Source organism: Enterococcus sp. BWR-S5, assembly GCF_016745255.1.
Classification (GTDB): Bacteria; Bacillota; Bacilli; order Lactobacillales; family Enterococcaceae; genus Enterococcus_L.
On sequence record NZ_JADOEQ010000022.1, the window covers coordinates 39,209 to 57,521 of the forward strand.

At 40.0% G+C, this 18,313-nt stretch carries 14 protein-coding genes; 13 read left to right on the forward strand and 1 reads right to left on the reverse strand.

From position 1 onward, the window contains the following. Positions 1-13: 13 nt before the first annotated feature. The 9 genes from IW510_RS19505 to IW510_RS19545 all read left to right on the forward strand — a co-directional run bounded on the left by IW510_RS19505 (position 14) and on the right by IW510_RS19545 (position 9,516). Positions 14-922, forward strand: coding sequence for a DUF7916 family protein (locus tag IW510_RS19505; protein WP_202062550.1), 909 nt, complete (start codon positions 14-16; stop codon positions 920-922). Between the two features lie 153 nt (positions 923-1,075). Continuing rightward, the gene (locus IW510_RS19510; protein ID WP_202062552.1) at positions 1,076-1,783 is read left to right on the forward strand and encodes a GntR family transcriptional regulator; all 708 of its coding nucleotides are present in this window, start codon (positions 1,076-1,078) and stop codon (positions 1,781-1,783) included. 357 nt (positions 1,784-2,140) lie between these two features. After that, the gene (locus tag IW510_RS19515; protein ID WP_202062554.1) at positions 2,141-4,060 is read left to right on the forward strand and encodes a BglG family transcription antiterminator; all 1,920 of its coding nucleotides are present in this window, start codon (positions 2,141-2,143) and stop codon (positions 4,058-4,060) included. A 3-nt stretch (positions 4,061-4,063) separates the two neighbouring features. Beyond that, positions 4,064-4,378: a PTS lactose/cellobiose transporter subunit IIA gene (locus IW510_RS19520; protein ID WP_269092882.1), complete on the forward strand. Its 315-nt coding sequence runs from the start codon at positions 4,064-4,066 to the stop codon at positions 4,376-4,378. 20 nt (positions 4,379-4,398) lie between these two features. After that, a complete protein-coding gene (locus IW510_RS19525) occupies positions 4,399-4,722 on the forward strand; it encodes a PTS sugar transporter subunit IIB (RefSeq protein ID WP_202062556.1) in 324 nt (107 codons plus the stop codon). Between the two features lie 33 nt (positions 4,723-4,755). Beyond that, positions 4,756-6,096, forward strand: coding sequence for a PTS sugar transporter subunit IIC (locus IW510_RS19530; RefSeq protein WP_202062558.1), 1,341 nt, complete (start codon positions 4,756-4,758; stop codon positions 6,094-6,096). 123 nt (positions 6,097-6,219) lie between these two features. Further along, positions 6,220-7,296 (forward strand): M24 family metallopeptidase, encoded by a 1,077-nt coding sequence (locus IW510_RS19535; protein WP_202062560.1) that lies wholly within the window; start codon positions 6,220-6,222, stop codon positions 7,294-7,296. Further along, positions 7,293-8,342, forward strand: coding sequence for a M42 family metallopeptidase (locus tag IW510_RS19540; RefSeq protein WP_202062562.1), 1,050 nt, complete (start codon positions 7,293-7,295; stop codon positions 8,340-8,342). Before IW510_RS19535 ends, IW510_RS19540 begins: the two co-directional genes overlap by 4 nt. Further along, entirely contained in the window at positions 8,335-9,516 is a 1,182-nt protein-coding gene (locus IW510_RS19545; RefSeq protein WP_202062564.1) for a MalY/PatB family protein, read from the forward strand. Before IW510_RS19540 ends, IW510_RS19545 begins: the two co-directional genes overlap by 8 nt. Positions 9,517-9,584: 68 nt before the next feature. On the opposite strand, the gene IW510_RS19550 is transcribed toward IW510_RS19545, so the two are convergent. Beyond that, the gene (locus IW510_RS19550) at positions 9,585-11,072 is read right to left on the reverse strand and encodes a helix-turn-helix domain-containing protein (protein WP_202062566.1); all 1,488 of its coding nucleotides are present in this window, start codon (positions 11,070-11,072) and stop codon (positions 9,585-9,587) included. Positions 11,073-11,626: 554 nt separating this feature from the next. On the opposite strand from IW510_RS19550, the gene IW510_RS19555 reads away from it, so the two are divergent. The 4 genes from IW510_RS19555 to IW510_RS19570 all read left to right on the forward strand — a co-directional run bounded on the left by IW510_RS19555 (position 11,627) and on the right by IW510_RS19570 (position 18,205). Beyond that, positions 11,627-12,766 (forward strand): tyrosine-type recombinase/integrase, encoded by a 1,140-nt coding sequence (locus IW510_RS19555; protein ID WP_202062567.1) that lies wholly within the window; start codon positions 11,627-11,629, stop codon positions 12,764-12,766. A 287-nt stretch (positions 12,767-13,053) separates the two neighbouring features. Beyond that, positions 13,054-13,749, forward strand: coding sequence for a winged helix-turn-helix domain-containing protein (locus IW510_RS19560; RefSeq protein WP_202062569.1), 696 nt, complete (start codon positions 13,054-13,056; stop codon positions 13,747-13,749). A 67-nt stretch (positions 13,750-13,816) separates the two neighbouring features. Then, positions 13,817-14,530 (forward strand): winged helix-turn-helix domain-containing protein, encoded by a 714-nt coding sequence (locus IW510_RS21625; RefSeq protein WP_202062571.1) that lies wholly within the window; start codon positions 13,817-13,819, stop codon positions 14,528-14,530. A gap of 162 nt (positions 14,531-14,692) precedes the next feature. Further along, on the forward strand, positions 14,693-18,205 hold the full coding sequence (locus IW510_RS19570) for a pectate lyase-like adhesive domain-containing protein (RefSeq protein ID WP_202062573.1): 3,513 nt from the start codon (positions 14,693-14,695) through the stop codon (positions 18,203-18,205). Positions 18,206-18,313 lie beyond the last annotated feature (108 nt).

Genomic DNA, 18,313 nt, shown 5'->3' on the forward strand with positions numbered 1-18,313 from the left:
CGAGGGAACTAAAATGGTAAAACGATTACTTAGTGCAAATACTTCAGATTTATTGGAGATGACGGCGGCAGAGCTTAAGCAAAGCATCAAAGCCAGTGAAGGAAGAACGATTGTTTCTGAAAATGTTGCAGGACGTGAATCTCTTGTTGGAGACATAACGAATGCAGAAGTTGCTCGGGCATTTGGTGCAGATTTGATTTTATTGAACGGAGTGGATGTACTGAATCCGGTGATTGCCGGTATTCATTCTGATGAAAACAATTCAGAGTCCGACATTGAGACACTGCGTCGACTGGTTGGCCGCCCAGTTGGTGTAAACTTGGAGCCGGTCGATCAGGAAGCGCGAATGGCGGAGGACAAATTGACGATTGCACTTGGTCGTCAAGCAAACGAAGAAACGCTGCAGACAAGTGAACAACTGGGTTTTGATTTTATCTGTCTGACAGGAAATCCCGGTACTGGTGTGACCAACAAGCAAATTAACGAAGCGATTAAGCGAGCAAAAGAACACTTCAGCGGCTTGATTATCGCTGGGAAAATGCACGGTGCAGGTGTAGATGAGCCTGTAGCGGATATTCAAGCGATTCAATCCTTTGTTGAGAGTGGCGCAGATATTATTTTGGTTCCAGCTGTAGGAACGGTTCCCGGCTTTGATACCTCAGAGCTGAAGGAAGTAGTAAAAACTGTGCATCAGTTTGGAGCACTGGTTATGTCAGCGATTGGTACAAGTCAGGAAAGCTCAGATGAAGAGACGATTCGACAAATTGCGATTCAAAATAAGGTATGTGGTGTGGATATTCAGCATATTGGAGATGCAGGTTATTCCGGCTTGGCTCCGGTTGAAAATATCTTTGCCTTGAGTAAGGCTATTCGTGGCGCGCGGCATACGATTTCGATGGTGGCACGTTCGATTCATCGATAGAAAAAATTGTTCACGATAGTTCTCTCTGTCATTCAGGAGGACGGAAAACGAGATGAACTGGTAGGAACCGAACTTTTCTGGCATAATGGTAAAAGAGATGTGTCAAGGCAACGCAATACATTTACTAATACTATTTAGCAGAGGTGTTTTCGATTGGCAAAATATCATGAAATTTCTACTGAGTTGATTAAAGAAATCGTGGATGGAAAATATAGTGAACGGGGTAAGCTTCCAACTGAAAAAGAGCTGAGCCTTTATTTTGATGCCAGTAGAAACACAATCCGAAGTGCAATCAATTTGCTGACAGATGAAGGGTATGTCTATAAAGTTCAGGGCAGCGGGATTTATCTACGCCCGATTAATTTTGATGAGAGCACCAATTTGAATTTGATTAAAGGCTTTTCCAGCGAGCATTTGGAGGAAACCAGTACAATCAAAATCCTTAGCTTGGAGACGGTTGCGGCAACAGCGGAAATCGCAGCTGAGTTGAATTGTACAGTTGGCGAACAGCTGTATTACTTGAGACGTGTTCGGTTTGTGGATAATGAACCTGTTCGAGTGGAGCGTTCTTATTATCGCCAGGAAATTGTTCCTTATTTAGGTCAGGAGATTGCTCATGGATCGATTTATAACTATTTGACAAAAACCTTAAAACTGCAAATCGGCTTTGCAGATCGAAAAATCCAAGCAGATTATCTTTCAAAAGAAAATGCTGAATTATTGGGATTGGCAGAAAATGATCCTGCGCTAATAGTAAATGAAAAAATCTATTTATCTAACGGTCAGATTGTGATTTTAGGTGAGGGCATCCTTCATTTTCAAAAGATATCCCTCTTTTCAAGTGCCAAAAACTATGATTAGTTACGGTCAGTCGGCAGTTGCTGATAAGGGAAGCCATAGAAAGAAGTTTATCAGTTTAAAAACCATAGAGACAAGCAAACCTTTGTTGTCTCTATGGTTTGTTTTCAGCAACGAGAATGTTCTTCACCAGCGAGAAAAAATGAATAATGAAAGAACCAAGTAAGGAGTAGAGAGTTTGAGCGTGATTGAGAGCTCGAACTCTTTTTTAGGCTTTCTAAACGATGGTTAGGTGACTGGAAAATGCTGAGCTCGGCGGTGTCCTTCTATATGAGTCAGCTATTTCCATTTTAAGCAGAAAAAGATACCATTTTAATTGAAGCGCTTTCGCGCTATCTTAATTACAGAGGGGGGAAGTGCATGAGGGAAGCAAAAATCATCCGGTATTTAAAAGAGACTACAGCGTATTGTTCGAAGCAGCAGCTTGCAGAATATTTGGGTGTATCATCCCGCACGATTTCCACGGATATCAAGGCAATCAATCAAACAGCCGACAAATGGGGTTTTCACATCACCCATCAACGAGGAATAGGCTACAAGCTGGAAGTAACTGACAACATGGTATTCAACGACTATTTTCAGCAGCTTTTTCAAGAGAATCAGTCAGAGCTTTTAAGTCCCGTTGAACGCAAAACCACGATTACGTTGCTGCTGCTTTTTTCTAACGAGTATGTCACAATCAATCAAATTTCGGAAACATTAGCTGTTAGTGCTTCGACAATCAAAACGGATTTACAGCAGATAAAAAAAGAGTTGACTGAAAATGAGTTAACCTTATACGCCAAGCCTTATTACGGGTACAAAATTATTGGTTCAGAGGAAAAACGACGATCATTGATTTTAAGGTTGCTGCGAAACGATATTCCTCAACCGGAATTAACTGCGGAATATGCAGCATTTCGTCAGTCCTTTAACGAACAGAATTTTCGATCGTTCCTGATTCAGTTGGTTCACCGGCATGGTATCAAGATGAATGATTCTGTTCTGGATAATATCCTTCTTCATGTCATTTTATTGGGGTTCAGAATCAAACAGCAAAATTTTATTAAAAAAGAGCTGCAGCCGTTTCAACAGGCAGATAGCTACGCCAAGCTGACAAAGGATATCGCCAATTACTTGGCTGAGCAGGAAGGGATTCAATTACCGGAAAATGAACAAATCTATTTGAGCCAGCAGCTTTATGGAAAAATGCTGGCGGTGAATGAGTTTGGACAATACGATAAGCTTTACGGTTATATCAGTCAGGCGTTGGGAACAATTGATGAAAAGTACCATACGATGTTCGCTCAGGATCAGGAGCTGAAGGATGCACTGACTCTTCATGTTGCGCCGCTGCTGCAGCGGTTATATACAGGGCATCAGCTTGAGAATCCGATTATCGAAGATGTCTATACGCGTTATGCCAATGTATTTACAATTACTTTTGAGTTCATTCAGCTAATCAGCGATACTATCGATGTGTCAGTCAGTAAGGATGAAATGGGGTATTTGGCGATTTATTTCGCTGCCAGCTTAGAAAAGAAATCGCAGGAGACGATCAGACGTTATAAGAAAATTGCAGTGATTTGTGCAACTGGGGGCGGAGCCTCCTACTTCCTGAAAACAAAGCTGGAACAGATTTTTGTCAATGCAGAGGTTCGAACCTTTTCAGTTATAGAAGCCGGCAGCATTGATGACTCGGTTGACCGGATTATTTCTACGGTGCCTATTGAACTGGCAGAAAATAAAGTGCCTATTATTTATACACAAGCGTTATTAACAGAAAAGGAAATCAAGAAAATTCAAAAGGATTTACTGCTGATTCAGGAAAACCGAAAGCTGACAGCGGATATGGATAATCAGCTCCTGACCCTTTTTACGGAGCAGAACTTTTTGATTACAGAAGCAACGGACTACCTGTCATTGTTGAATGAGCGTGGGAAACGTCTGGAGGCTTTGGGAGAAGCTGCTTCTGGCTATACCGAGCTTGTGCTTCAACGAGAACAACTGGTGGATACTATTTATCAAAATGGCATCGCCGGCCCTCACCCGATGGAAGCAAGAGCAGTCAGAGAAGGAATTGATGTGATTTTACTTCGTCCCGCTGCCACTTTTAAGGAGAAACAGATAAAGCTGGTTTTTCTGATTAATATCAGCAATGGACATCTGTTTTTGCATAAAGAAATCAGCCGCTTGATGATTCGGATGATTGATGATCAAGCGTTAGAAAAGCAGTTAGAGAATATTAAAAACTATCAAGATTTCTCTCGTTATTTGAGGGAGATAATCAAGAAAGGATAATAGATGATGAACGAACAGGAAAAAAGTATTTTTCAAATTATTTCAGCAGCAGGAGATAGTAGAGGCGCAGCCTTTGAAGCTTTACGCTTGGCTCGGAAAGGGCAGTTTGAGGCGGCCGACGAGAAAATGAAGGAGGCAAAAGAAAAGAGTATCACAGCTCATGAGGAGCAGACGACACTAATTACCAAGGAAATCAATGGAGATAAAACAGAGATCACTCTATTAATGGTGCACGCGCAGGATCATTTGATGAATAGCTTGCTGGCGCGTGATTTAATCGAAGAAATGATTGAAATGCTGAAGGAACAGAAAAAATAGTAGAAGGAAGGAAGAAGAAAATGAAAACACTATTGGTTTGTGCAGGTGGTTTTTCAACGACAATGATGATGGAAGCCATGAAAAAAGTAGTGAAGGACTCTGCAAAGCTGGAGGTTGAAGATTATCCAATGGAGGCAATCGGCGTTGATAAGCTGGATCGTTACATCAATGATTATGATGTTATTCTAGTTGGACCGCAGCTTAGTCACAAGTATGACTACATTAAAGGAGAAGCAGAAAAAATCAGTAAACCGACCGTGTTGCTGACTTCAGACATTTATGGGTCAATGGATGGGGCAACGGTCATGAAACAGGCAATTCTGGCTTATCGCAAAAGTCAGTAAAAATAATCATTCAATGAGTTGGAGGAGAAAAAAATGGAACAACAAAAAGTTTCCGCTTTTGATAAGGTCGAAGGCTTTATTCGTAAAACTTTAGTACCTGTTGCCAACAAGGTAGATAACAATGTCTACCTGACCGCAATCAAAAAGGGAATGGTGGTCTTAACACCGGCATTACTTTTAGGCTCGGTTGCAGCTATTTTCCCATCGATTCCGGAATTCGTTAAGGTTTCCGCTGTGCAAAATTGGTTCGATCAATATGGGTACATTTTCAGTCTGCTGTCAAAAGTATCGTTAGGACTGGTTGGCTTGTATGCGGTACTGGCTATCGCTTACTTTCTGAGTGAACAACTGAAGCTGTATACAATCGGCTCTATGATTCTAGCGGCAATCGGTTTTCTGCTGGTGGCGATGGATGTAGATGAGAACGGCAATATTATCGCAACCCATTTAGATTCAAAAGGGCTGTTTGCCGGTATATTTATTGCTATTATTTGTGTAAAAATTTATCAGTTCTTTACGAAGCATAAGCTTGTTATTAAGATGCCGGAAGGGGTACCGGATTTTGTTTCCAGCTCTTTTGAGCTGATTACGCCCACTGCGGCGATTGGTGTTCTCTTTATCACCATACGGGCAATTACAGATGCAATGACCGGCGGTACGCTACTGCCTCAGGTTATCATGGAGCTTTTGGCACCGGCAATCGGCGGGCTGGACTCTATGTGGGTGATTTATTTTGTGCTGGTTCTGCGCTTGGTTTTCTGGTTCTTTGGTATCCATTCCGCAGTTCTCTCACCCATTCTTTCACCAATTGCTGTTCAATATTTGTCTGAAAATATTGCTGCTCATGAAGCAGGAGAACCGCTGACGCATGTTATTACAGGTGGGACATTATCAGCGTTTGCCAACTTTACAGGCTCCGGCGTAACAATCGGGCTCGTCATTGCCATGCTGGTCAGTAAATCCTTGCGCTATAAAAAAGTTGGTGCTGTGGCACTGCTGCCATCGTTGTTTGGTATCAATGAGCCTGTTTTATTCGGAGTACCGATTATATTGAATCCGGTGTTGATGATTCCATTTATTTTTGGCGGAGCCTTTGTTGGGATGATTCCGATGATTTGTATGAAACTGGGATTCTTAAATTACCCAATTTTTGATCCACCTTATGTACCAATTTTCATGGAGGGTTTCCTGACAGGGTTTGACTGGCGGGCGATTATCATTCAAGTGGTTCAGGTTGGACTATCCTTTGCCCTTTATCTGCCGTTCTTTAAGGTTCTTGAACGTCAAGAGCTGGAACAGGAAAAGACAGCAAAAGAAGCAAGCAATGTAATCAGTGAAGAGGATGAAGCCTTGCTGGCTGATTTAGACTTTTAAGAGCAACACTTAATAAGAAATGAAGGAAACGAGTATCTATAGTTTTAGGGCAGCATGGTTGAGGGAGTGGTTAGCAAACTGATTTCTCAATCATGCGCTATTTGATTTTTAGGAGGAAAGAAGATGGAAGCAAGAATGATTCGTCTTAGAGAAAAGCTGGCTGAGCAATCATTGGACTATCTGCTTGTGACAGATAAGAGTAATCGTCGTTATTTAACAGGCTTCACAGGCTCGAATGGTCTGTTGCTGATTGGACAAAATAAAAATCACTTAATTGTCGATGGACGTTATACGGAACAGGCTGAACAGCAAACAAAGCATTGTGACATCTTAACGACATCAGATGCAGTCAATCAATGGGGCTGCTTAGCTAGACTTATTAAGAATCGCATCGTTGGATTTGAAGCGGAAACCATTGGTTATCAACAGTTTCTAAGACTTGAGGAAGTAGTGAAGACTGCAAATGCAAAGCTGTCCACGACGAATCAGTGGATTGAAAAAATGCGAATGATTAAAACAGAGCAGGAGCTTGCGAGTCTGCGAGAGGCTGCTCGCCTTGCAGATCAAGCCTTCTCATATATTACAACGATTATTAAGGCTGGAATGTCGGAGCTGGATGTAGCAAATGAGCTTGATTATTACAGCAAGCGAATTGGCAGTGAAGGGCCAGCCTTTGAGACGATTGTTGCCTCGGGGAAAAGAACAGCGTTACCACATGCCCACGCTTCGAAAAAAATGATTCGGGAAAATGAGTTACTGATGATTGACTTCGGCTGTATTTATGAGGGGTATTACTCTGATATCACACGTACCTTTGCTCTTGGTGAGGTAGACGAATCAATTAAAGCTGTTTATCAGCAGGTGCTGACAGCTCAAAAGCGTGCAATCGAGAGTATCGCTGTAGGAAAAATGCTTAACGATATCGATAGTACAGCCCGCGATTATCTAAAAAACGAAGGGTTGGATCACTATTTTTCTCATGGTCTAGGTCACGGCATTGGCTTGTCCTGTCATGAGTATCCTGCCGTAAATAAGGCATCAGCAGAAATGATTTCTGCAGGAATGACCTTTACTGTTGAGCCTGGGGTATATCTCCCAGGAAAATTTGGTGTTCGAATCGAGGATGATGTCTTTATCAACGCGCAAGGAAACGTGGAATGTCTTACTAAGACACCGAAAGATTGGCTGGTGATTAAATGAAGCTGGAAGAACGATTGGTGCAGTTGTCAAATCTGGATGGTATTGCCGGAAGAGAAGAGGCTATTGGTAATTACTTAGCAGATACTATATCACAGGAACATTTCTGTGATGATTTCAAAAACTATTATTTTGGTAATCTGTCAACATACAAAAAACGGGTGGCTATTTATGCTCACTTAGATGAGGTTGGTTTTTTTATTCGTGAGATTGATCCGGAAGGCTTCATTTATTTTCAACCGATTGGCGGCTGGTGGGGGCATGTGATTCTAGGACAATCTGTTCGAATCACAGCAAGAAAGAATGGACAGGTTTATCGAGGCATTGTCGGGACGTTACCGGAAGGCTCTGTGATGGATAATAACGTAGTGCCTATTCAGAAGATGTATATTGATATGGGCGTAGGAAGTCAAGAAGAGATTGCGGCATTCGGCATTCAAATCGGAGACATGATTACACCTGATACACAGGCACGGGTGAGTGAGAACGGCCAGTATATCATTGGGAAGGCGTTAGATAACCGTGTTGGCTGTAGTGTAGTTGCTGAAATCATGGACCATTTTCATAAACAGCCGCTCTCGCATCTCGAAGTAATCGGTGTTGCGACAGCGCAGGAAGAGGCGGGCACCCGAGGGTCGAAAGTTGCTGCACCAAGAGTGAATGGAGACATTAATATTATTATTGATGTAGCAAACGGAAAAGACACACCAAAGGCAGCTGCAAGAAAAACAAGAATATTGGGGAATGGGCCGGGGATTTGCTTGTATGATAAAACGGCTCTCGCCGATATGACATTGGCAGATGCTCTGCAGGAGACGGCCGAACAATCACAGATACCATGGCAGTTCGATCAGCTTACCGGCGGAGGCACTGATGCCGGCTCCATTCAGCTTTATGCTGGAAAACCGACAATTGTGATTAGCGTTCCGGTGCGCTATTGTCACTCGTGGCATTCCATGGTCAGCTTGGCAGATTGTAGGAATACAGTGAAATTGATTTGTCGTTACATTGAACGATTAGAGAAGGAAATGGAGGAAGTCCATGATTGATTTTGATAAGAAGATATCCAGATATGGTACTTATTCGACTCAATGGGATTACGTTCAGGATCGATTTGGTGAGAAGAATTTGCTGCCGTTTTCAATTTCGGATATGGATTTTGAGATTCCTTTCGGTACGAAAGAGGTTCTTTCTCAGGCAGTAACTAAAGGTGTTTTTGGTTATACTCGTTGGAATCATCATGACTTCAAAGGTGCTGTCAGCGACTGGTTTGCCAAACGATTTCATGCAAACATTGAGGAGGAGTGGATTAGCTATAGTCCAAGTGTCATTTACAGTCTTTCAGTCTTCATTCAACTGCTGTCAAAAAAGAATGGGAAAATCGTCACCCTAACGCCATGCTATGATGCCTTTTTCAATGTGATAAAGGAAAATCACCGAACGCTTTTATCAGTCAGTTTACAAAAAAAACAGCAGTTCAGTATTGATTTTATAAGGCTGGAGGAGTGCTTCAAGAAAGAGAAGCCGGAGATATTTTTACTATGTAATCCTCATAATCCAACAGGACGAGCGTTTACTATGGAAGAACTGGAACAGCTCATTGAGCTTTGCAATCGATATCAGGTAGCGATTGTCAGTGATGAGATTCATATGGACATTCTACGTGAGGGAGTCAATCATATCCCCATTTTGACTCTTCAAGAAAAAATCAAGGTTCCTGTGGTTTTGCTTTCTTCAGCGTCCAAAACCTTTAATAGTCCGGGTTTGGGCTGTTCGTATGCCATTGTACCTGATGAGGGGCTGAGAGCTCGTTTTTCATCCATCCTAAAAGGACGAGATGGCCTATCCTCAGTACCTTACCTCGGGATGCTGGCTTTACAGGATTGCTATAATCATCAGGAGCAGTGGCTAAATGAGCTGAATCACTATGTTGATGAGAACTTCAGACAAATGTTAGAGCTGCTGCAGGAAAATCGCTTCATTACCAGCTATATACCGGAGGCCACTTATTTGGCTTGGTTGGAGCTGACGAACTTACCCGTTTCTATGAATGAACTGCAACAAGTTCTTGTTCATCAGGAAAAAGTAGCAATCATGAAAGGGGAAACCTATGGTATCGAAGGAGCAAATTATCTGCGATTAAACCTCGGGGCACCAAGAGAGAAAATTATGGATGGAACAAAACGACTGCTGCGAGCAGTGAATAAGGTCAGCCAATTATAGCAATAAAAAAAGGGCACGAAACCGCCAACTGGACTACTGCGGTTTTGTGCCCTTTTTCACTATCAATTTTATTCAGCAATGCTGTAATAACTTAAATCCTGATTCTTTAAGATATTTTCGTAATATTTTTTTTCAACGACAGATTTGATATGTGCCAGCTCATGCTCTTGAGGCAGTGGTTGTGTATGAATCGTAGGTTTATCACTCATAAATGGATTATAGGTATCGCTAATTAGTATATCTGCCAACTGCTCATTTTCGACAAAGGTTACTGGTACCATGGAAAATTTTACTATTTTTTCTTGTAAATAGGAGGCAGCTAAATACCCAAGCTTGGAGAACACATGAATACGAACTGGCGGACTAAGGAGTGTAAGGAAGCTATGTATGAAAAAGGTGTAGCCCAGAGAAAAGGCAACAGTAAATTCCAGGTTGCTAAAAATTTTAAAATTCGAGTTTTTTTTCAATAGATTAAAAAAGGCTTCGATCTTTTCGTCTAAGGCACTATTTTCTAAAATAACCAAACTGTAGTCGTCCATTCGATGAATCCAATGAACTTTTCCTTTGAATATGAAGCTGATTGCATGAGCGTTAAGCATGACCTGATACATATAGTTGAAGCTTTTTTCATCAACAGATAAGTTGAAAAAGTCTATAAAAAGCTGAAGCCATGTGTAACTAAGCTGTTCTATTGTTGTTTTGAGTTGATTACCGGAATATGGTGCAGAGACCTCAGATAATGTCTGCATATCAGAGAAGAGTCCCATTGTAGAGCTGAAGACAATATAAAGACAATGTTGTTCTGCCGCTAATGTCTGGGGATCTAAAGAGAACGAATCAAAGACGGTTCCCAAAGTCTGTGCCGATAGAAAATGAAACTCTGATTCCTTTGTGGGAAATGTTGTTACCTGATCGAGTTGATCCACTTGCCGCACATAGTTTTGAGAACGAAGACGAAAATAGGTAATCGTCAGCCACAGATTCGAAATATTGCTATATCGCTTTTCTCCTTTAATAGTAAGAAAATCCGGAATAGTAAGATAATTTTGAACGTCAGATAGTAAATAGAAATAGAATAAGCGAACTTGACGTTCTAAGCCAATAAATTTTCTTTCGCTTTTCAAATCTAAACCAACCTGTAACACATTAAGCTGCTCTTTCAGATAAGTAAATTTTCGATAAACAGATGGAATGCTTATAAAATTTCTATCGGCAAAGTCTTCTATTGAAACAAAGCGTCCCATTAAAATATCAATCATCAGCTTAAAGCTGGTTGCGCGTTCATAGTATAACGCTTTAAAAGCATTTTTATCAAAACTGGCAGGAATGGAGAGTGTAATCACGCCACCCCGCGAAATATGTAAGTCTAACTTTTCAGATGTGTGAATATGTTTATTATCTTCAATCAAGCGATGAAGATATTTTTGGATGATTCGTCTATCCGTGTTCATTCTTTTTGAGAGATGGGCGACTGTTAAGTCAGGATTGTTTATTTCTTGGAGAAGAACAAGCAATAGCTCATAAGCTCGACCATCATCTTTTTCAAATAGCTTCAATTGTAAGCCTCCTCAATAAATATGTAGATATAAAAATATCCTATCGATTATATCACGTTAATATTTTTTTGTAATTATACGACAATTAAAGATTGATTAATTATAAAATATCAATTTTTTATCAATTTTTACATAAGAATTGAGAAAAAGCGTTATTGTTAGAAGATGGAAAATAATATAAATTGGTTGATAGAACAAAGAGGCAGCTTTGAATGATAATATAGAAGGTTGTTTTCTTGTTGGAATTTTTGAAGGTTTAGCGAGTGCAGTGTTTTTTTCTTTTATGTAGCGCATTCGAGAAAAATTATCTTATTTTCTCCAAAATGTAATAAAAATGATTTCATTTTTATGTAAAGATGAAAAATATTTAAATAAATCAATTACATTAACATGATAATATACTTTCTTTTTACATTCTACATGTTTTTAACTATTATTTTTTCAATTTTTTATAATAAAATATAAAAAAATGAGAATTTATAATGAAAAATGAAGAAAAATTTACGCCGTCAAAAAAATAGTCAAAAATAGGGATATGAGTGAGGGAGATTTTTATGCCTAGAAAAGGTGAAAATATTTATAAAAGAAAAGATGGACGTTATGAAGGTCGTTACATAAAATCCAGATCGTTTGACGGTCAAATCAAATACGGCTATATATATGGAAAGAAATATTCTGATGTAAAGCAAGAACTGACATTGCTTAAAGCACAATTTACGTTTGCTCAAAAAAAGAAGCTGAATGCGTCAGAAACCGTAAGAAGCTGGATGATGTATTGGCTGGAAACAAGTATTAAAGCACAGGTGAAATTATCTACATATATGAATTATCGAGGACATTTGGATCGTTACATCCTTCCGAAGCTTGGAGAAATACAGCTGGTTTCCTTACAAACAAAAGATATTGAACACTTTATCGAATATCTTTCTTCTATTGATTTGTCGGCACAGACAATCCGATGTATTTTCAATATTTTAAAAAGTGGAATGAAAAAAGCACGACTTTCTTCTTATATATATGAAAATCCTTGTGATAATGTCAGCCTACCTAAGAATGATAGAAAAAAAGTAGCTGCATTAGATATAAAAACACAGAAGGAACTGGAGAAATTGGCTTTAAAGAGAGGCTGCTTTGCAATTATCTTGTCGCTATACACTGGTATGAGAATTGGTGAAATTAGTGGATTAAAATGGTCGGATGTAGACCTGAAAAACAATGTTCTTTACATTAATAGAATAATTGTGCGGGTACCGATTCCGAATGAGAAGCTAAAAACAAAGATAATATTGGGGTCTCCAAAAACCAAATCCTCTGTGCGTGCCATTCCGATTGCCCCGAACTTGAAGCGGTATTTAGAGACTATCAGAAAAGAAGAGGCTGAGTTTGTCATTCCTTGTGGCAATAACTTTTCAGAACCGCGAATCATCAATTACCATTTTAAGAAAATAGTTGATGAGATGGGGCGTAAAGATATTCACTTTCATATGCTGCGACACACGTTTGCTACACGTTGTGTGGAAAAGGGCGTGGACATTGCTTCACTAAGTATGATACTTGGCCATTCATCCACAAAGATGACCTTAGATACCTATACAGATTCTATGTGGGAAACGCGAAAACAAGCAGTAACTGTTGTTGATAAACAGCTTCAAGATAATGATACCTTCAATAACTTTTTGAAAAAAGTGAGCTAATATGGCTAAAATGAATAAACTGGACAAACGAGAGATAGACTCGTTTGTCCAGTTTTTTTATGAGTTAAATAACAATGCTTATTTAATTAATAGCCGTCGAAAGAATGGTCACCAAAATCTGTAACCATTGATATATCAGCAAAAAAATCCCCATTTCTTAAATGCGCTACATTTAAGAAAAAATATGAAGAAAAACAACGAATTTAATGCTCGATTGATTTTTAATTTTATATTAATCTGTTTTTTTCTGCAAATAATAGACACTAAACCAAGAAGGGAAAAAGAATATGTTTCATCTTAATTGTATTTCAGTTGTTGCCGATTCATTATTGGAAAGTTATACAGATAGATTCGTTCAGTCAAATTACTGTATAAACACAAGTAGTTCGTATCAAATAGCTGAGAAAGCAGAAACGTTCGATGGCATCCTAATTTTTGAAGAAGATTTAAATAATATTGGTGAGGTCTGCAAATACATCATTGACGTAAAAAAAGAGTCCAAGGCATTTATCTGGATTATTGTTCCTGAACAAATCCATTCAGCAAAACTAATTTACTTGCAAATGGGAGTAGATGCTGTTTTTACACGTGAATCAGAAATAGAAGAGAATATCTTAACAATGTCTAATGCGTTGAAGCGGTATAAAGAGTTTAGCAAACAGAGAAATGTTGATCGACCAGTGCTCGATGAAAACCGACCATTGAAATTGAATTCTATGAACTTGAGTGCTGTTATTGATGGTACATTGGAGATTCCGTTGACCAGAATAGAATACAAGATAATGGAATTGCTGCTTAAGAATCCGAATATAGCAATCTCTTATCAAGATATTTATAAGGAAATCTGGACGGATGAGTCTGAGCATAGCAAATTCCGTGTTTCAAACGTAATTTTTCATTTAAGAAAGAAGCTTGAAGAAGATTCACTTGAGCCGAGATTTATAAAAACCATCCGCTCAAAGGGATATCTAATCAATGTATAAGACGAGTAAATAGAACGAAGCAAAAAGCGATGCTCTAATAGGCGTTCGGAAAAGGGGTGTTTTAGAAGTGGAGACAATAGGGATTGTAAACATAACAGGAGAATTGAGCGAAGAATACATAAGATTACTGAAGCAGGAAGATTATCAGGTCGTCCCCATCGAACCGGAGGCGAATATGAACGCTGTTTCAAAGAAGATTGATGGAGTAATTATCTTTGATGAAGAACAAAAAAACGTTGGGGAAACGTGTAATTTAATTCTGAAAATCAAAAATGCTTCTATTCCATTTGTTTGGACCTTTTCAAAAGAAATTCCGGAGGTCAACCGTTTAGTCTACTTACAGCTTGGGGCTGTAGGGAATTTTCATAAGGACTGTGAACCGGAAGAGCTGCGGCTCATTATTAGAAATACAATGATGAGTCGACAGCAGTTGAACAATACAGACAAGCAAATGGAGACTGCAAATAAGAGGAAAGCGGATGTTGAATTGCTAAATGATAACCGTAGTGTGGTAATTGGTGGAGACAGAGAAATAGGCTTGACCAAACTTGAATATCAGCTGCTGGAGCTATTGTTTGCTCGTGATGGTAAGGCTGTCACTTACGAAGAAATTCATGAGGACGTATGGGGAAAGAAACAGACATTCTCCAGAGCCAGAATCGCAAATTTGATGTTCCATCTGAGGCAGAAAATGGAAGTTGATCCATTGTATCCAAAGTATGTCAGAACTGTTCGTTCGAAAGGCTACATGCTTGATTTGTGGGGAACATCAGAACAATAATTGATATTTTTTCTACTATACTAATGTATTTCATTTCCTGAAATGGTCGGGATCAAAAACACAATATGAAATCTAATGATCTTGCCCAATGAGGGAGGTTGAAATAAATCGTATCTCAGTCGCAAGACAGGATACATAAATATTGAGGGAAGGAGGAGAAAAATGAAACTTAAAACGAAAAACAATGTGCTTGTAGTACTGTTTTTGATATTTGGCTTGGTAGTATCAGGCTTACTTCAAATGGGCACCCCTTTGAAAGCTGAGAGCAGTAGATATATGATTGAAGTTTCTGAAAATAACAAGGCAACTATCCGAATCAATCCGCAAGGAGATGAGGAGCTGAAATTGAAACTGACAAATCTGAAAGAAATTTCTGAAGAAGATGTAACCAGAGAACTTTCTGAAGATTTTGATGGAGATTTCACAGTTGAAAAAGATGGTGAGAATAGCTTTCTTCTGAAAATTAAGGAAGGAAATAATCCACTGGTTTTTGCTTTAAATCTGTCTCAAAAGGATGCTGAAAAAAGCGGTGATGTTAAGCTGCTATCATCAACTGATAAGGTATTAGCTGAAAAATCAATATCCTTTTTTGAACCGGAATTAACAGAAATTCCTAATATGGAAACTGCCCAAATGTTAAACAGAAATAGTACAGATTATGTACCGCCAACACAAGCAGAATTAGACGCGGCAAATGCTACGGCAAATGCTCGATTCAACTTCAACCCGGAAGCAAATGTCAAAACAGTTACTGATTGGGCTACTTTTAAAGCTGCCTATGAAGACAACAGTGTAACGAAGATAATTATGGCTCAGAGTATCAGTAAACGAGCTACAGGAAATAACACTGCATTGTATTTGTCTGGAAGAAACAGTTCCATTGAAATAGATGGACAAGGTTTTGAATTGGATCTGTATAACGACACATTAGCTTTGACTGCAACTCCGGCGGCTGGAAAGGGAAATGGCTTTGTCCATGTTCATGATTTGACAGCTGTTCAGGGGCTTACTAGATCAGATGCTGATGGAGTTTTAGGCGGTTACCGTACATGGGGCTTTATTATGGGGTATGTCACTTCTGGTACAGCATATGCTAGAAACTGGTATTTCCGAGTAGGAAATATTGATACTAGAAATGAGGAAAACTATAAGATAGCACGTTTAATTCGTGGAACTCGTGGAGAAATCACTACGTACGGAAAAATGAACCTCTATACAACATCAGAGAACTATTACGCAGGAAGCATCGTTGTAGAAGACAAAACTGAATGGTATGGAAATGTTACAGTGCGAGATTATTCACTAGTGTGGTATGAGTTGCCGGCAGAAGCTGGTGATACTGGAGAGAGCAAAGAGTTTACAGTAGGTAAAAACTGTTATCTGAGGTTCACGCAATCTCAAACCTCTGGAACAAGTTACCCAGCTATTTATCGTTATTATGATGCTATGACAATTGGAGAAAATACAATTTTCAACGTTTCAATGCCTGGTAGCGCAATAAGGCTTCAGGAAAATGGCGCTTCATGTACGATAAAAGCAGGTGCTAAAGTCAATTTAACTAGTTTGCAAGAGTCCAATGCAATTGTTGCGTTTTCGGGTAATAATCAAACGTTTAGTGTTGAACCAGGTGCTTATTTCTTTGCAATTGGAAAATCTAACCGTGCAGTTATCGATATGTCAACGAACTTTTGGTCTGCTGCGGAAGAATCTCACACAGGTAACCAGTTTATCATGAAAGCTCCTAAAACTTACGATATTCGAAACACAGGAACAAATAACAATAGTACTGCTTTGGATGTAGCCTTTACGAACAGAGCAGACAATACATTCATTATTGAGGATTCAGACATTGATCTTTGGAAAAAAGGATCGGCATTGATGGGTCCATCAGATGAAACGTATGCTTTGGTTGAAAAATTACAGGTTAACGGGACAGGAACCAATGAATCCGTTACTTCCACAGATACATCTGGGTTACAGAACTTCAAGCAAGCCAATTACAAGCGGATTGCCGGAATGAATTCTAATCCTGAGTTGAAATGGGTTCCTGTAACTGATGCTGATTATTCATACAAAGCTAGAGTATTAATTGGTTATGTTGCAGATGAGCAATTTGACCCAGACGGAAATACCGTATTGATACCAGTATATGCATCTGAGAATCAGGCTGAAGTAACATATGTTGACACTTTTGGAGATACACATGTTGTAAAAACTGATTCGGAAGGCTATGCAACTGTTAGTGATACTAGGTTCAATACGGCTGGTCAAACTATATCTGGTAGTGCGGTCAGAGGTCCCTGGACATCTGAGGCAGATGCTGTTACGACAGTCCTAGATGTTACACCTCCAGAACCGGCAGAATTGGTAGAAGGAAAAGTAACCAATGCGACGAAACAGCTGACTGCTGAAAATCTTGAACCAAATGCAAAAGTGTTCTTAACGATTACCAGCTCAACTTCAAATGCAGGGACACTTGTTCCAGCAGGGACAGTGGCAGCCGATGGAACATGGTCACATAACTTATCAAGCTATTTGAATGCAGGTGACAGTGTAACCATTTATTTGCAAGACAATGCAGGAGAAGCAACAGGAATACCAGATTTAGAATTCCCAATGGATCCAGTTGCACCATCAACAAACAGTGCTGACGGAAACATCAACCCGTATCCATCAGATTTGAGTTATCGTGATGCAACATTTAAAAAGGCAACGAATTATATTGTTGAAGATGTGATTCCAGATAATCCGAAGCTGTCTAAGTATTCGGCATCCAGCGGTGGAGCTACAACCTCTATCGGTGATGAAGTAACGTATACACTGACAGCCAAGAATGACAAAGCAGATTCTGCCGATTGGACAGGTGTCGTATTGGAAGACGTGCTTGCCGCCGGGTTGGACTTTGATTCAACAGATCATGGCATCACCATTAAACAAATCGATGCTTCCGGTACGGAAACAACTATACCGTTGGCAGCTGATACCTTCACCTACAATGAGACAACACGCTTGTTAAGTATCAAGCTAGGAGATGCTCCGGCGAAGTACAGCTATGTTGTGACCTTCAAAGTGACGGTAGCCAGTGATGCAACGGTCGATCAGGATATCTTGAATCAGGCAACAGCCAAAGGCTATTCGCCTCAGGAATCCGCAAATCCGTTTGTGCCCGGACCGATTGCCGGACCATTCAAAGTCATTGATGTGCTTTCTAATGAAGTGGGACTACCGGGTGGTACCTTGTATGGTATCTTACAGCTGACTTCAGCGCCGGATGTCATTGACTTTAAGAAACATGCATTGACAGTAAATGATACGCGGATGGATAACCCTGAATTGAGTGCACCGCTGACAGTTTCTGACAGCCGCGGCAATCGTACGAGCTGGACTCTAACAGCCAAACTAACCAAAGTGATGGCGAATACAGAAGATGGCACGAAGATTCTAACAGATGCCATCAAGTTTAACGATGGAACGACGGAAGAATCACTCGCTCTTAATTCTGAACTCACAATCAAAACTCATACGCATGCAAGTGCAGGGGATTATGTTGTTAGTGATGACTGGAGCGCCAATGGCGCAGGTCTGAAGCTGGAAGTTCCTGCAGGTGGCGTACCGAAGCTTGGGAAATACCAGGCAGAGATTACCTGGATTCTAGGCGATACGCCGACACCTTAACGAAAGAGAGGACACACACATGAAGCAATTTGTTACAACCGTTCTTCGCCTCTCTTTGGTGGCAGGACTTCTGCTGGGCTTTGCCATGCCTGCTCACGGTGCTGAAAA

What these genes read in the sequence shown, in the direction of transcription:
- IW510_RS19505 (WP_202062550.1), top strand. Translation starts at nt 14, where the DNA reads ATGGTAAAACGATTACTTAGTGCAAATACTTCAGATTTATTGGAGATG.
- IW510_RS19515 (WP_202062554.1), top strand. Translation starts at nt 2,141, where the DNA reads ATGAGGGAAGCAAAAATCATCCGGTATTTAAAAGAGACTACAGCGTAT.
- IW510_RS19520 (WP_269092882.1), top strand. Translation starts at nt 4,064, where the DNA reads ATGATGAACGAACAGGAAAAAAGTATTTTTCAAATTATTTCAGCAGCA.
- IW510_RS19525 (WP_202062556.1), top strand. Translation starts at nt 4,399, where the DNA reads ATGAAAACACTATTGGTTTGTGCAGGTGGTTTTTCAACGACAATGATG.
- IW510_RS19530 (WP_202062558.1), top strand. Translation starts at nt 4,756, where the DNA reads ATGGAACAACAAAAAGTTTCCGCTTTTGATAAGGTCGAAGGCTTTATT.
- IW510_RS19535 (WP_202062560.1), top strand. Translation starts at nt 6,220, where the DNA reads ATGGAAGCAAGAATGATTCGTCTTAGAGAAAAGCTGGCTGAGCAATCA.
- IW510_RS19540 (WP_202062562.1), top strand. Translation starts at nt 7,293, where the DNA reads ATGAAGCTGGAAGAACGATTGGTGCAGTTGTCAAATCTGGATGGTATT.
- IW510_RS19545 (WP_202062564.1), top strand. Translation starts at nt 8,335, where the DNA reads ATGATTGATTTTGATAAGAAGATATCCAGATATGGTACTTATTCGACT.
- IW510_RS19555 (WP_202062567.1), top strand. Translation starts at nt 11,627, where the DNA reads ATGCCTAGAAAAGGTGAAAATATTTATAAAAGAAAAGATGGACGTTAT.
- IW510_RS19560 (WP_202062569.1), top strand. Translation starts at nt 13,054, where the DNA reads ATGTTTCATCTTAATTGTATTTCAGTTGTTGCCGATTCATTATTGGAA.
- IW510_RS19570 (WP_202062573.1), top strand. Translation starts at nt 14,693, where the DNA reads ATGAAACTTAAAACGAAAAACAATGTGCTTGTAGTACTGTTTTTGATA.